Consider the following 12947-nt stretch of genomic DNA (forward strand, 5'->3'; position numbering starts at 1 on the left):
GGAATTTCGCTGCTTGGGGACGGCGTGGACGCGCGTCTTGGAGGCCTGGGCGGAGCCGCTATACTAGACTGCACGTATAATTTTCTTTTGAGTTGACGGTCACCGGATAACCGTCGACTCGGCAAGCGGATCAATCATTCAAAGAATCATGAAACCGTCGATCGCACTGGAAGCCCATCGCGACGAGATTCGTCGCATCATCGAAGCGCATCGCGCGAAGAATGCTCGCATCTTCGGTTCGGTCGCACGCGGTGAAGATACGGAGGAGAGCGATCTCGATCTCCTCATCGACCCTACCCCGAGAACATCATTGCTCGATATCGGCGCGATTCGTCATGAGTTGCGGGAACTGCTCGGCGTGAAAGTGGATGTGCTGACTCCCCGCGCGCTGCCTGATCGAACTCGCGATGAAATCATCGCAGGCGCCATTCCGGTATGAGCCGAGACGCATTGACTTTGCCTGAGTACGTAGACCACGTCCTCACGGCGATAGGGCGTATTGCGCGCTACACCGCTGGACTGGACGAAGCGACATTCAACAACGATGAATTCGCGCAAGACGCGGTCATCCGTAACATTGAAGTGATTGGCGAGGCATGCAGAAATATCTCCCGACACTTTCCTGCCTTCGTCGTCCAACATCCCGAGGTGCCGTTCCAGTCGGCGTATGAAATGCGAAACGCGCTATCGCATGGCTACCACAAGATCGATTTCGGGATTGTCTGGGTAACGATCCGTGAAGACATCCCCGCGCTTGGCAAACAGTTCCAGTTGCTTGCCGACGAATTGAAGCGCGTCAGCTAGCAGCCCGCAGAAGTATTCCCGGTGCCGCAAGGCGCTACTTCCGCTCCGGATACCGACCGTCCGAAGGCTCGTGCAGGCACGCCCCTTGCACCCCGCCCACGCTTCGATCCTCCCCCAAGACGCGCTACCATAGGGCCCAGCCCACCCCAAAACCCTGTGCAGCAGCAAATTCAGCCGGAGTGCCCATGAACGACATGATCAAACAACACGGCCTGCAGGTCGACGCGAGTCTCGCGAAGTTCGTCGACGAAGAAGCCATCCCCGGCACGGGCGTCGACAGTGCGTCCTTCTGGAAGGGATTCGATGCCATCGTGCATGATCTCGCCCCGAAAAACCGCGCGTTGCTCGCCGAGCGCGACCGCCTCCAGACCGAACTCGACAACTGGCATCGCAGCAATCCCGGCCCGGTGCGCGATCTGCGCGGCTATCGCAAGTTTCTCGAGGAGATCGGCTATATCGTGCCCGCGCCCGCGCACGTGCAGGCGAGCACCGCCAATGTCGATCGCGAAATCGCCGAGCAGGCCGGCCCGCAACTCGTCGTGCCGCTCTCGAATCTGCGCTATGCGCTCAACGCCGCCAACGCGCGCTGGGGCAGCCTCTACGACGCACTCTACGGCACCGACGCCATCGACGAAAAGGACGGCGCCGAGCGCACCGCGCAGTTCAATCCCAAGCGCGGCGCGAAGGTGATCGCGTACGCGCGTGCTTTCCTCGACGACCATGCGCCGCTCGCGCACGGCTCGCACGCCGACGCGACGAAGTACGGCATCGAGCAAGGCCAGCTCACGGTCACGCTGAAGAACGGCAGCAAGAGCGGCCTCGAGAACGGCGAACAGTTCGCGGGCTATCAGGGCGACGCGAAAGAGCCGTCCGCCGTGCTGCTCAAGCACAACGACCTGCACTTCGAGATCCAGTTCGACGCGAATCATTCCATCGGCAAGACCGATGCCGCGCACGTGAAGGACGTGCTGATGGAAGCGGCGGTGAGCACGATCATCGACTGCGAGGATTCGGTCGCGGCCGTCGATGCCGCCGACAAGACGCAGCTCTATCGCAACTGGCTCGGCCTGATGCAGGGCCATCTCGCGGAACAGGTCACGAAAAACGGCAAGACCTTCACGCGCGCCATGAACCCGGATCGCGAATATACCGCGCCCGACGGCTCGACCATCAAGCTGCACGGACGTTCGCTCCTGTTCATCCGCAACGTCGGCCATCTGATGACGAACCCCGCCGTGCTCGACCGCGACGGCAACGAAATTCCGGAAGGCATCCTCGACGCGGTGATGACCACGCTCGGCTCGATGCACGATCTCAAGAACAGGATGAACTCGCGCACGGGTTCCATCTACATCGTAAAGCCGAAGATGCACGGCCCCGCCGAAGTGGCGTTCGCGGACGAACTGTTCTCACGCGTCGAAGACCTGCTCGGCCTGCCGCGCCACACCATCAAGATGGGCATCATGGACGAGGAACGCCGCACGAGCGTCAACCTCAAGGCCTGCATCGCGGCGGCGGGCGCGCGCGTCGCGTTCATCAACACGGGCTTCCTGGACCGCACCGGCGACGAGATGCATTCGTCGATGGAAGCCGGCCCGATGATGCGCAAGGGCGACATGAAGTCGTCGAAGTGGATCAGTTCGTATGAGCGCAACAACGTTCTGGTCGGGCTGAACACGGGCTTGCGCGGGCGCGCGCAGATCGGCAAGGGCATGTGGGCGATGCCCGACCTGATGCACGCCATGCTGGAGCAGAAGATCGCGCATCCGAAGGCGGGTGCGAACACCGCATGGGTGCCCTCGCCGACGGCGGCTACGCTGCACGCGCTGCACTACCACATGGTCGACGTGCAGCAGGTTCAGCAGGAACTCGAAAGTATCGACTACGACGGCCAGAAGAACGAGTTGCTCGATGGCCTGCTGACGATTCCCGTCGTCGATAAGCCGGCGTGGTCGGAAGAGGACATCAAGAACGAGATCGAGAACAACGCGCAGGGCATTCTCGGCTATGTCGTGCGCTGGGTCGATGCGGGCGTCGGTTGTTCGAAGGTGCCGGACATTCACGATGTCGGCCTGATGGAAGACCGCGCGACGCTGCGCATTTCGAGCCAGCACATCGCGAACTGGATGCGTCACGGCATCGTCACGGAAGAGCAGGTGCGTGAGACGCTCGAACGCATGGCCGCGGTCGTCGACAAACAAAACGAAGCCGATCCGACCTATCGCCCGATGGCGCCCGCGTTCGACAGCTCGTTCGCCTTCAAGGCCGCGTGCGCGCTCGTATTCGAAGGACGCACACAGCCGAGCGGTTATACGGAACCGTTGCTGCACAAGTTCCGTCTCGCCGTGAAGGCTTCCGCGTAACGCCAACCGTGCAAATCGCGCACATACGGCATCGCGCCGTATGTGCGCGCAACTCACTGCTCCGACCAGAGCTTGCCCGCGGTCGCCCAGTTCTCGCGCTTCACGTCGGTCAGAATGATGTCCACCGAGCCCGGCTCGCAGCCGAGCGTCTCGCACGTCGTGCGCGTGATCGCCTCGACGAACTTGCGCTTCTCTTCCACCGTGCGGCCTTCGAACAGTTGAATGTTGAATGTCGGCATTCCGTTTGATCTCCCTGTTAGTCTGACAGTCTGAATCAGTCGCGATACGACGCATCGATGCGCTCGAGCTTGCGCAATAGCGCAGGCCATTCGAGCGCGCCTTCGATGGCATCGTCGTCATGCAGTTGCGCCGCAGTGCGCGCGACGACTTCCGGCGTCGGCACGATCATCTTGCCCACGCCCGCGAGCGCGCGAAGCTGAATATCGCATGCCTTGACGAGCATATCCATCAGCACATAAGCCTCGGCGATGGTGCGCCCGAGCGTGAGCGGCCCGTGATTGCGCAGGAGCATCGCGCGATGCGCGCCGAGACTGGCGACGAGCCGCTCGCCTTCGGCCGGCGAAAACGCCAGGCCTTCATAGTCGTGATACGCGAGATGGCCGTGAAAGCGCATCGCGTGCTGCGAGGCGGGCAGCAGTCCGGGCGGCTGCGTCGAAACGGCGATCGCCTCGCGCACATGCAGATGCATCACGCAAACGGCATCCTGGCGCGCGGCGTGCACCGCGCCGTGCAGCGCGAAGCCCGTCGCGTTCACCGGATGCGCGCTCTCGCCGATCACGTTGCCGTCGATATCGATCTTGACGAGATTGGACGCCGTGACTTCGTCGAACGAAAGCCCGAACGGATTGATGAGAAAGCGGCCCGGCTCATCCGGCACGCTCGCGGAAATATGCGTGTAGACGACATCGTCCCAGCCGTTGAGCGCGACGAGCCGGTAGGCGGCGGCGAGATCCACGCGCGTGGCGGTTTCGGCCGCCGAGCGCGGCCCGCTTTCCGCGATCCTGCGCTCAGGCGTGTGGGTGAACGACATGTGAATCTCCTTCTTTCGATGTTCCCGACATTCTCCGCCGCAGCGCGATCACCGCCCACGACGCCAGCACGAACGGCGCGGTCAGCGCGGCGACGCCGACGCAATCGATGACGCGCTCGATCAGCACGGCCGCCACGATCGCGACGAGCGCGTAGCGCCTGCCGAGCGGCGCGGCCGCGAGCGCCGCAAGTGCCGCGTTGAAACCGCACGCGCCGGAGAGCACGACGGCATCGCTCGCGCCGCCGAGCCCGTGCAGCATCGCGCCGAGCGCGCTGCCCGCGAGCGCCCAGCCGGCCTGCGACGGCCGCGACGCGAACAATCCCGCCGCGATCAGACCGCCCGCGAGCGCGCCGGTCGCGAAGGTGATCGGCGCGAGACCCGCGAACGCGGCCTGCAGCATCGGGATGACGCCGGCGGCGACTTGCGGAATCGCGCCCGTATCGCCGCGCTCGGCAAAAAGCGGCAGCCAGCACCAGGTCACGATGATGGCCGGACTGGAAAAGATCGGCAACCGGTGGCGGGAGAGAACATGCGAGAGCTTGTTGGCGAGGAAGGTGGCGAGCATCGCCGCGACGATCGCGACAGCCGCGGCCTGCGACACATCGCCGATGAAGGTGAACGCGGCAAGCGCCGCGAGCGCGCCGTTGAAGCCGTAGAGATCGTCGCGAAAGGCGGGCGCGTCGCTGTCTTCGATGATCACGCTGATGACATTGCCCGTCAGCGTGCCGATCAGCAGCCCGCACGCGAGGCGCGGGCTCGCGCACATGACGGCGAGAAACAGCAGCGCGCCGGTCGCGGCGTTGCGCTGAAGCACGATCTGCCCGATCGCGCGGGCGAAACTGCGGAGCTGGTCGCCGAAATCGGCGTCGGAATGGAGAACGGTGGACATGCGGGGCGGCGACGGCAGGGGAAGCCGCCAGCATAAAGCAGCCGGCGCGCGTCGTGCGACGGCGCGCCGAATAACCTGTATGTGGCTTGAAGCAGAGGGCGAGACGAGCGTCGCGCCGGAGGAGAATCGAAGCTTAGTTGAACGCCATCGGAACCAGGGGCGTTTCGCCGACACCCGGGTTCGCCATCGAAAGATCAGCACTCATCTTGACGATTTCCGTGACGTTTTCGCGGAAGTTCGGGTGCTTTTCCCAGGTGATGTAGCTCGCGTCCATGACGGCGGACAGCGTGAGCAAGGCAAAGGCGGCTTTTTCGAGCACTTCGTAACGGCGGCGCATGATCTGTTCCTCAATCTTTGCGACATTGTAACAGACTTAAGGGTTTTCCCGTAAGGGTTCTGTTGCAATGCCGCAAATCGGCCGCTGCTCTTGTCCCTGCGTTCCGCCCCTCTTTGTCACATCGATGCGTCGAGCATCGCCTCATAATCCGCGCTCGACGCCTCGCGCGGATTCGTCTTGTGACTGTGATCCTTCAGCGCGCCCGCGATGATGCGCGGAAACAGTTCGCGCGTCACGCCGAGTTCCGCGAGTCCGCGCGGCAGGCCGAGCGCGGCCGTCATCGCGCGCACCGCTTCGCCGACTTCGCCGCCGGCTTTCAGGCCCATCGCCTGCGCGATGCGGTCGAGCTTGCCCTCTTCCTGCATCGACGGCGCGCTGCTGTTGAAGGCGATGACCGCTGGCAGGAAGATCGCGTTGAGCGTGCCGTGATGCAGCTTCGGATTGATGCCGCCGAGCGAGTGACTCAGGCTGTGCACGCAGCCGAGGCCTTTCTGGAACGCGAGCGCGCCCTGCATCGAAGCGCTCATCATGTTCCAGCGCGCGACGCGGTCCGCGCCGTCACGCGTCGCACGCTCGATGTGACGCCACGCGCGCCACAGTCCGTCGAGCGCGATGCCATCGGCGGGCGCATTGAACGCGGGCGCCATGAACGTTTCGAGGCAATGCGCGATGGCGTCCATGCCGGTCGCGGCGGTGAGCATCGGCGGCAGGCCGAGCGTCAGTTCCGGATCGCAGATCGCGACTTTCGGCACGACATGCGGCGAGATCACGCCGACCTTGCGGCCATCGTCGAGGATCAGGATCGCGCCGCGCCCGACTTCGCTGCCCGTGCCCGCGGTCGTCGGAATGGCGATGACAGGCGCGGTCTTCGCGGTGATGCGCGCGAGACCGCCTTCGATGACGGCGAAGCTTTGCAGCGGACCATCGTGCGTCGCGCAGACCGCCACGCCCTTCGCGAGATCGATCGACGAGCCGCCGCCGGCCGCGATCACGCCATCGCATGCGTTCTCCTTGAACATCGCGACGGCTTCGCGCACCGCGGCTTCGTTCGGGTTGGGCGGCGTGCCGTCGAACACCGGCACCGGCGATGAAGCACCGAGCGCGTCGAGCACCTTGTCGAGCAGGCCTGCCGCGCGGATGCCGGCATCGGTCACGATCAGCGGACGGCGAATGCCGATGCGTTCGCATTCGCTTGCAAGCAGGCGCACCGCGCCGAAATCGAATTGAATCTGCGTGATGTAATTGATGAGGGGCATGGGTGTCTGACTGAAGGTTATGGTCGGTGCCGCCCTGGGCGGCGCGGTGCCCGACAGTATAAGAGCCTTCCCTCATTCCGACGCGATGCGTCGCGTCGCCCCGGCCTCAGAAGCGAAAGTCGTTGAAGAACTTATCGCGTTCGATCACGACGAGCGCGGCGCGTTTGTGCGGGAAGTCGAATTCCTTCAGCGTATGAAACCCCATGCGATGCATGTACGCGATATGCCGCACATGATCGACGCGTGGTTCGCCGACGAGCCGTTCGGTGCGCGGATCATCGATGAACATGTAATGGAGCACGCCGCTCCACCATGCCTTGAGCTTGCCCGCGCTTTGAAATTGCGCATCGCCGATCAGGAGGTGCAGGCCGCGGTCGAAATCGCCTGCATCGTAGAACGGGCCGAGGCGGTCTTCCTTCGCCCAGTAGAACTCGAAATAGCCGAATGGCTTGTCGTCGAAGTAGCCGATCATCGGGTGCATGTGCGGGTCTTCGCGACGTTCCTTCAGATACGCGGCGTGTTCGGCGCGCGTGCCGCGTTGATCCCAGAAGTAGGCGACTCGGTCGAGATTCATCCATTCGCTGAAGACTTCGGAGTCCGCGTCGGGGTCGGCGGTGCGGAGGCTGAAGGTCATGTCGAGTTGCGGGAAGTGGCGCTCGTAGATGGTGCCTTCGGCGTTGGTTGGTCTCATCGGATGCGTGACGTCGCCGGTTTGCGTGTAGCTGAGCAAGGTCTCGCTCGATGCGGGCGATTTGAGCCACGGGCGTGGGAGTTTCCAGAATGTTTGTCGCGATGTCGTCAGGAATACGCGATCGTCGCGGGTTTCTGCCTTGTCGATCAGGTTCTCGTTTCGCGCTTGTGCTATGAAAGCTTCTGCGTTTTGCGCGGGAGGGAGTGCGATCGTTGCCGTGCGGCGCTCGGGTTCGTTGGTGTAGATGTCGCATAGCGCCTCTAGCAACGCGTCGGTGCGGCATGTCGTCAATGTGCGATCGGTTGCGGTCGCTGCTACTTCTGGGTCGAAACGTATGTTCATCGTGGATGTCTCCGGCAAGGTTGCGGTTTTGCGTTGATGTTGGTCGGCTTCGGCTTCGGCTTCTATGGAATCCTGATTTCGTGTCGGTCTATTAGCACTGCCCCTCCCCGGGGCGGGGGTCACTTTCTTTGCTGCTGCAAAGAAAGTAACCAAAGAAAGCAGCTTTCCCCATCCAAAGTACTTCATGCCGGCCCCGGCACAGGCGATCGGTCTTGGCACAGCAGTAGCGAGTGCCCTCGTAGGCCTAACCGGGCTTGGACCGCGCACGGTCTGTCACATCGCACCACACGCGCGACTGGTTCAGCACGAAATGGCTCCGGCCCGCTGCGCGGCCGATGGGTCAATCGGGTCTGCGAGTACTTCTACGTTGCCCTTTTTTTCGTCGGTTTCCCTTGCGTACCCAACGGTAGCGCGTAGCGCTGTGCCGGAACTCTTTCGTGCTGAACCAGCGCGCTAAAACGAATGGCTTGTCAGACCGTGCGCGGTCCAAGCCCGATGAGGCCTATGAGGGCACTCGCTACAGACGCCACGATCGACGAGAAGAACACTCAAACTGCGTGTGACCGCGGGCGTCTCGAGCTGCTTTCTTTGGTTACTTTCTTTGCAGCAGCAAAGAAAGTGACTGCCGCCCCGCACAGGGGCAACACCAATAGACCGACACGCCAACGGGATCCGGCGAAAACAAAACAACGCCCTAAACAACGTCCCTAGCAAGAACTTCAGCCATAGCCAAAAGCCCCCCTTCAAGCGCAGGAAACAAACTCCGCTGAAAGTTATTCCAGCGCAATTCAAGAATGTTATCGACGGGATCGATACTCGTGCCGAGCACATCAAAAATCACTTCACCCGAATCGATCCCGTTATCGACGTAATGAAACGAAGCACCAGTCCTATCGATCACGGGAGCGGGCTCCACACGCATCGTGCTCCAATCCACCACGCGCTCCCCCCGCGCGCCATAGAGCGCATCGAGCGTCGCATAAGCCCCGCGCCGCTCAAACGGCGACCCGAGCCGCGTAACGCCCGGATGAATATTCGCAATGCGCCGACAAAACTCCGCCCCCGGCCGAACCAGTTCATCGAGAATCACAAGCAACCCATCGAGCACGACGAAATCCGCATCGAGCGAATGCAGCTTATCGAGCAGACGCTTCTCGAACGAACTCTTCTGCACTGCGCGCTCGGCGACCGCATCGACGGGCAAACGCCGATAAGCCGACGGAATCGCATGCAGCAGACTCGTCACCGGCACGCCCTGCACGGCGAGTTCCGGCGGATGAATCCACTGCCCACCGGGCGCGTAACGAAAGCCATATCCCGCGAGCTTCTCGCGATCGCGCGGCGAGCCTTCGTCATCGTCATAGACCACGCCTTCGAGCGAATACAGATCGCCCAACGGCGAAGCGTTGAGCTGCTCGACGAGATATTCCAGCGGCGACTTCATGTAGCGCGTACCGCCCTTGTACTCGACGTGCTGTCCCGCGCGATCCGCAGCCGCGTTGCGCAAAGACATGATGTAGACCAGTTTTATCTTCGACATTGAATCCTGCTGGAAAAAATGGCGGCACCGATCACGCCGGCGCCGCCAGCGATCATCACCAGTTATAACGGGCGCTCGCGATCACCGTGCGCGGATTGCCATAGAAACAGGCCGAATCCGACTGGCAACCGCTCACGAACGTGCGATTGAAAATGTTCGACGCGTTCACCGCGAAACGCCAATGCTGCGTGTCGTAATGAACGGCGGCGTCGTACACCGTGTAGCTCGGGATATAGAGCGAGTTGTCCGCCGCGCCCGCGAGTCCGCTTTGATAGCGAATGCCCGCGCCGAAGCCAAGGCCATCGAGCGGTCCCGAATGCCACGTCCAGTCAGCCCACAACGACGCCATCTGACGCGGCAGCGGAATTGACACCGGCCACTTGCCGAGCGTCACATCGTTCGCGCTGATGTTCTTCACATCCTGATAGACGTAAGCCGCGATCACCGACAGATTGCGCGTCACGTTGCCCACCGCGGAAAGCTCGATGCCGCGCGAACGCACTTCGCCCGTCTGCACGGAGAACGTGCCGGTCGGATCGTTCGGATCGGGCGTCAGGACGTTCTTCTGATTGATCTGATACACCGCGGCGCCGAGCATCAGGTTCTTGCCCGGCGGCTGCCAGCGCAGACCCGCTTCGATCTGCTTGCCCTTGGTCGGCGCGGCCAGCCCGCCATCCGCCATCTTCACGCCGATGACCGGATTGAACGAAGTCGAATAGCTGATGTACGGCGACAAGCCGTAATCGCCGAGATACGTCAGGCCGACACGTCCCGTGAATGCGCTGTCGTCCTGCTTCAGTTGCGTTCCGCCGACGATGTCGTCCTGCTTCGTGTTGCTCCAGTCCTCGCGCGCGCCCACGGTCAGCATCCAGCGGTTCCACTTGACCTGATCCTGCGCATAGAGGCCGAACGAATCGAGCGTCGTGCGCGTGTTGGTCTGACCGAAGGAATCAGGGCCGCTGAAGATCGCGGTCGATACCGGCGTATAGACCGGGTTGTACATGTTCAGGCTCGGCGCCTGCGCGAGCCATTCGCTGTCGGTCGAGTTCTGACGGTTGTACTCGAAGCCGAGCAGCACGGTATGTTCGAGCGGTCCCGTGCCGAAGCGCGCCTGTGCCTGATTGTCGATATCGAAGCGGCTGTAGTTCGGTTGAAAGAGGCCCGCGTAACGCGCGAGCGTCTGTTCAGTCGGATCGCTCGGATCGAGACCGCCGCCCCACACTGCGCCGTTGTCGAGCGACAGATGCATCCAGCGCGTGTTCTGCCGGAACGTCCAGATGTCGTTGAACTTGTGCTCGAACTGATAGCCGATCGACCATTCCTTCTTGCGATAGTACGAATAGGTCGGATCTCCCGTGTACAAATCAGGCGAAATCTTTCCGTTCGGATTCGGCAGCACCGTGCCCTGCGCGGGCAGGAAGTTGTTCGATGCATCGCCCCAGTCCTGCAGATAGCTCGCCGCGATCGTCAACGACGTATTCGCGCTCGGCTGCCAGCGCACCGATGGCGCAATCGCGAAACGCTGCTCCGCATGCGGACCGGTCATCGAATTGCCGTCGCGTCCCACGGCGAGCACTCGATACGACAGCGTGCCGTCCTTGTCGATCTTGTCGCCGATGTCGAACATCACCTGCTTGCGCGCGTAATTGCCGATCTGCACGCCCGCTTCGCGATAGCGCCCGCCATCGGCGAGCTTGCTCTGCACATCGACGATCGCGCCAGGATCGCCCTGACCGTACAGCACCGAGGTGGGGCCGCGCAGGATCGTGATGCTGTCGATCATGTACGGATCGACGCGCCAGCTCGACAGGTTCAGCGTATTGGGCACCTGCAGTCCATCGACGAAAACCGTCGGCGTGAAGCCGCGCAATGCCGAGTACCAATCCGAACGAACATCCGAGCCATACGACGAAAATCCCGGCACGTAGCGCAACGCTTCGTTAATGGTCGTCGCGCCCGTCTCCTCGATCTGCGTCGACGTGACGACATTGATCGTCTGCGGAATCTCGTCGATGGGCGTATCGGTCTTCGTGCCGGTGCGGCTCTTGCGCGCGACGAGGCCGACCGTGCCGTCGCTGTCCGCCGACGCGTTCACGCGCACCGCAGGCAGCGTGCTCGTCTGCTGCGCGACGTCCTGCGCCTGCTGTTGCTGTTGTTGCTGCTCCTGTGCGTGAGCATGATTCATCGCTGCCACGCCAAACGCCGCGCTTGCCGCCACGGCGATCGCGCTCCGGCGCGTCCCCCTTGCCAACATCATTCTTCTTTTCTCCATCGCAATGCGGCTTCCTGTTCGCCGCTACTTTGTCAAAGAGCCACGGCCACGCGGCCGCCGCTCACCCCGGTTTGCTTCGTAGCCGCCGCTTGCGTCGCGGCGTTGTCCTGTCCGGCATCCGCGAGCGACGCGGCAATCTCGTCCGAACGCACCGCGAGCACGGAAAGCAGCGTGTCGGAGAGGCCATGACTCTCCTCGCAGCACCCTTGCAGATAGATGCGCGGCTTGAAATTCGCAGGCGCGACCAGCCGGTAATCGCGACCCACGCTGCCTTGCGCGAGCGCGTCGTCGAGATGCGGCGCGAGGCCGTCGAGCAGCGCGAGATGCGTGTCGCGCCGATATCCCGTGGCGAGCACGAGCGCATCGAAGCGCTCCGCGTGCGCGTGGCCGGTGAGCATGTCGCGCATCGTCAGCTCGATTTCGCCGTTCGCGCGGCGCGCGGTGTTCTCGATGCCCGTGTTCGCCAGCAAACGATGGCGCGTGTCATCGGAAACCTTTTGCAGATAGAGCATTTCGTAGATCTGCTCGATCAACGGACGATCGACGACCGCGTAGTTGGTATCGCGGAAACGCTCGATCAACGAGCGACGTCCGTCTTCCGACTGCGAATACACGACATCCGTGAACTCGGGGCTGAAAATCTCGTTGACGAAGGGCGTGTCGTCGGCGGGCTTGAGCGCGCTCGCGCGAATCACGAGCGTTGCGTCGACGTGCGGGAAACGGCGCGTGAGATCGGTGAACACTTCGGCCGCGCTCTGTCCCGCGCCGATCACCGCGATGCGCTTCTTGCCGTTGCGATCGTCGCCCGCGACGCGCTCGATCGAGCTGAGATACGCCGACGAATGAATCACGTTGTGCGGGCCGAGCGATGCGAACGGCTCCGGCACGCGCGCCGTGCCGCCGACGCCGACCGACAGCGCGCCCGTCACGCGACGCCATTCGCGGCCGTCCTGATCCTGCGACACGACGCGCAGTGCGCTCACGTCGCCATTCGCCTCGAACACCGGCTCGATGGCCGTGACGCTCTGTCCGTAGTGCACGCGATCGTCGAATGCCTGTGCGACCCAGCTCAGATAATCGTGAAACTCCACGCGCGTCGGATAGAAGTTCTTCAGGTTCACGAATTCGTTCAGGCGTCCGCGCTCGAACAGATAGTTGATGAACGTGAAGCGGCTCGTCGGATCGCGTTGCGTGACGAGGTCCTTCAGGAAGGAAATCTGCATGCGGCAATCGTCGAGCAACATGTCGCGATGCCAGCCGAACTCCGGCTGCCGCTCGATATAGCAATGCTTGCGGTTCAACGCGCCGCTCTCTTCCGCGAGCCGCACGGCCAGCGACAGATTGGACGGCCCAAAGCCGACGCCGATCAGATCGAATACGGTTTCTTTCTTCATGTCCCTGT

12 protein-coding genes are annotated in these 12947 nt (G+C 62.6%); 3 read left to right on the forward strand and 9 right to left on the reverse strand.

The genetic code is table 11. From position 1 onward, the window contains the following. The first annotated feature begins 148 nt into the window (after positions 1-148). From NK8_RS30860 to NK8_RS30870, 3 genes are all read left to right on the forward strand, one after another. Positions 149-439, forward strand: coding sequence for a nucleotidyltransferase family protein (locus tag NK8_RS30860; RefSeq protein ID WP_213231964.1), 291 nt, complete (start codon positions 149-151; stop codon positions 437-439). Continuing rightward, positions 436-804, forward strand: coding sequence for a DUF86 domain-containing protein (locus NK8_RS30865; protein WP_213231967.1), 369 nt, complete (start codon positions 436-438; stop codon positions 802-804). The genes NK8_RS30860 and NK8_RS30865 overlap by 4 nt, the downstream gene beginning before the upstream one ends. A gap of 185 nt (positions 805-989) precedes the next feature. Beyond that, positions 990-3167 (forward strand): malate synthase G, encoded by a 2178-nt coding sequence (locus NK8_RS30870; RefSeq protein ID WP_213231969.1) that lies wholly within the window; start codon positions 990-992, stop codon positions 3165-3167. A gap of 53 nt (positions 3168-3220) precedes the next feature. On the opposite strand, the gene NK8_RS30875 is transcribed toward NK8_RS30870, so the two are convergent. The 9 genes from NK8_RS30875 to NK8_RS30915 all read right to left on the reverse strand — a co-directional run bounded on the left by NK8_RS30875 (position 3221) and on the right by NK8_RS30915 (position 12939). Then, positions 3221-3406: a 4-oxalocrotonate tautomerase gene (locus tag NK8_RS30875; RefSeq protein WP_008347661.1), complete on the reverse strand. Its 186-nt coding sequence runs from the start codon at positions 3404-3406 to the stop codon at positions 3221-3223. A gap of 35 nt (positions 3407-3441) precedes the next feature. Further along, positions 3442-4218, reverse strand: coding sequence for a class II aldolase/adducin family protein (locus NK8_RS30880; RefSeq protein ID WP_162070598.1), 777 nt, complete (start codon positions 4216-4218; stop codon positions 3442-3444). Continuing rightward, a complete protein-coding gene (locus tag NK8_RS30885; protein ID WP_213231971.1) occupies positions 4196-5107 on the reverse strand; it encodes an urea transporter in 912 nt (303 codons plus the stop codon). The genes NK8_RS30880 and NK8_RS30885 overlap by 23 nt, the downstream gene beginning before the upstream one ends. Before the next feature lie 133 nt (positions 5108-5240). Beyond that, positions 5241-5444, reverse strand: a complete 204-nt coding sequence (locus NK8_RS30890; protein WP_162070596.1) for a hypothetical protein — start codon at positions 5442-5444, stop codon at positions 5241-5243. Between the two features lie 116 nt (positions 5445-5560). After that, entirely contained in the window at positions 5561-6700 is a 1140-nt protein-coding gene (locus NK8_RS30895) for an iron-containing alcohol dehydrogenase (protein WP_213231973.1), read from the reverse strand. A gap of 106 nt (positions 6701-6806) precedes the next feature. After that, positions 6807-7733, reverse strand: coding sequence for a GNAT family N-acetyltransferase (locus NK8_RS30900; protein WP_213233259.1), 927 nt, complete (start codon positions 7731-7733; stop codon positions 6807-6809). Positions 7734-8427: 694 nt separating this feature from the next. Further along, positions 8428-9273, reverse strand: coding sequence for a N(5)-hydroxyornithine transformylase PvdF (locus NK8_RS30905; RefSeq protein WP_213231975.1), 846 nt, complete (start codon positions 9271-9273; stop codon positions 8428-8430). 55 nt (positions 9274-9328) lie between these two features. Continuing rightward, positions 9329-11530 carry a TonB-dependent siderophore receptor gene (locus NK8_RS30910; protein WP_213231977.1) on the reverse strand — a complete coding sequence of 734 codons (2202 nt, stop codon included), beginning with the start codon at positions 11528-11530 and terminating at the stop codon, positions 9329-9331. Between the two features lie 47 nt (positions 11531-11577). Then, the gene (locus NK8_RS30915; RefSeq protein ID WP_213231979.1) at positions 11578-12939 is read right to left on the reverse strand and encodes a lysine N(6)-hydroxylase/L-ornithine N(5)-oxygenase family protein; all 1362 of its coding nucleotides are present in this window, start codon (positions 12937-12939) and stop codon (positions 11578-11580) included. Positions 12940-12947 lie beyond the last annotated feature (8 nt).

The sequence above is a fragment of the Caballeronia sp. NK8 genome (assembly GCF_018408855.1).
Lineage (GTDB): Bacteria > Pseudomonadota > Gammaproteobacteria > Burkholderiales > Burkholderiaceae > Caballeronia.

Excerpts from the sequence above, each read along its gene's own strand:
- NK8_RS30915 (WP_213231979.1), bottom strand. The coding sequence starts at position 12,939 with ATGAAGAAAGAAACCGTATTCGATCTGATCGGCGTCGGCTTTGGGCCG.
- NK8_RS30885 (WP_213231971.1), bottom strand. The coding sequence starts at position 5,107 with ATGTCCACCGTTCTCCATTCCGACGCCGATTTCGGCGACCAGCTCCGC.
- NK8_RS30890 (WP_162070596.1), bottom strand. The coding sequence starts at position 5,444 with ATGCGCCGCCGTTACGAAGTGCTCGAAAAAGCCGCCTTTGCCTTGCTC.
- NK8_RS30895 (WP_213231973.1), bottom strand. The coding sequence starts at position 6,700 with ATGCCCCTCATCAATTACATCACGCAGATTCAATTCGATTTCGGCGCG.
- NK8_RS30880 (WP_162070598.1), bottom strand. The coding sequence starts at position 4,218 with ATGTCGTTCACCCACACGCCTGAGCGCAGGATCGCGGAAAGCGGGCCG.
- NK8_RS30865 (WP_213231967.1), top strand. The coding sequence starts at position 436 with ATGAGCCGAGACGCATTGACTTTGCCTGAGTACGTAGACCACGTCCTC.
- NK8_RS30910 (WP_213231977.1), bottom strand. The coding sequence starts at position 11,530 with ATGATGTTGGCAAGGGGGACGCGCCGGAGCGCGATCGCCGTGGCGGCA.
- NK8_RS30875 (WP_008347661.1), bottom strand. The coding sequence starts at position 3,406 with ATGCCGACATTCAACATTCAACTGTTCGAAGGCCGCACGGTGGAAGAG.
- NK8_RS30870 (WP_213231969.1), top strand. The coding sequence starts at position 990 with ATGAACGACATGATCAAACAACACGGCCTGCAGGTCGACGCGAGTCTC.
- NK8_RS30860 (WP_213231964.1), top strand. The coding sequence starts at position 149 with ATGAAACCGTCGATCGCACTGGAAGCCCATCGCGACGAGATTCGTCGC.
- NK8_RS30905 (WP_213231975.1), bottom strand. The coding sequence starts at position 9,273 with ATGTCGAAGATAAAACTGGTCTACATCATGTCTTTGCGCAACGCGGCT.
- NK8_RS30900 (WP_213233259.1), bottom strand. The coding sequence starts at position 7,733 with ATGAACATACGTTTCGACCCAGAAGTAGCAGCGACCGCAACCGATCGC.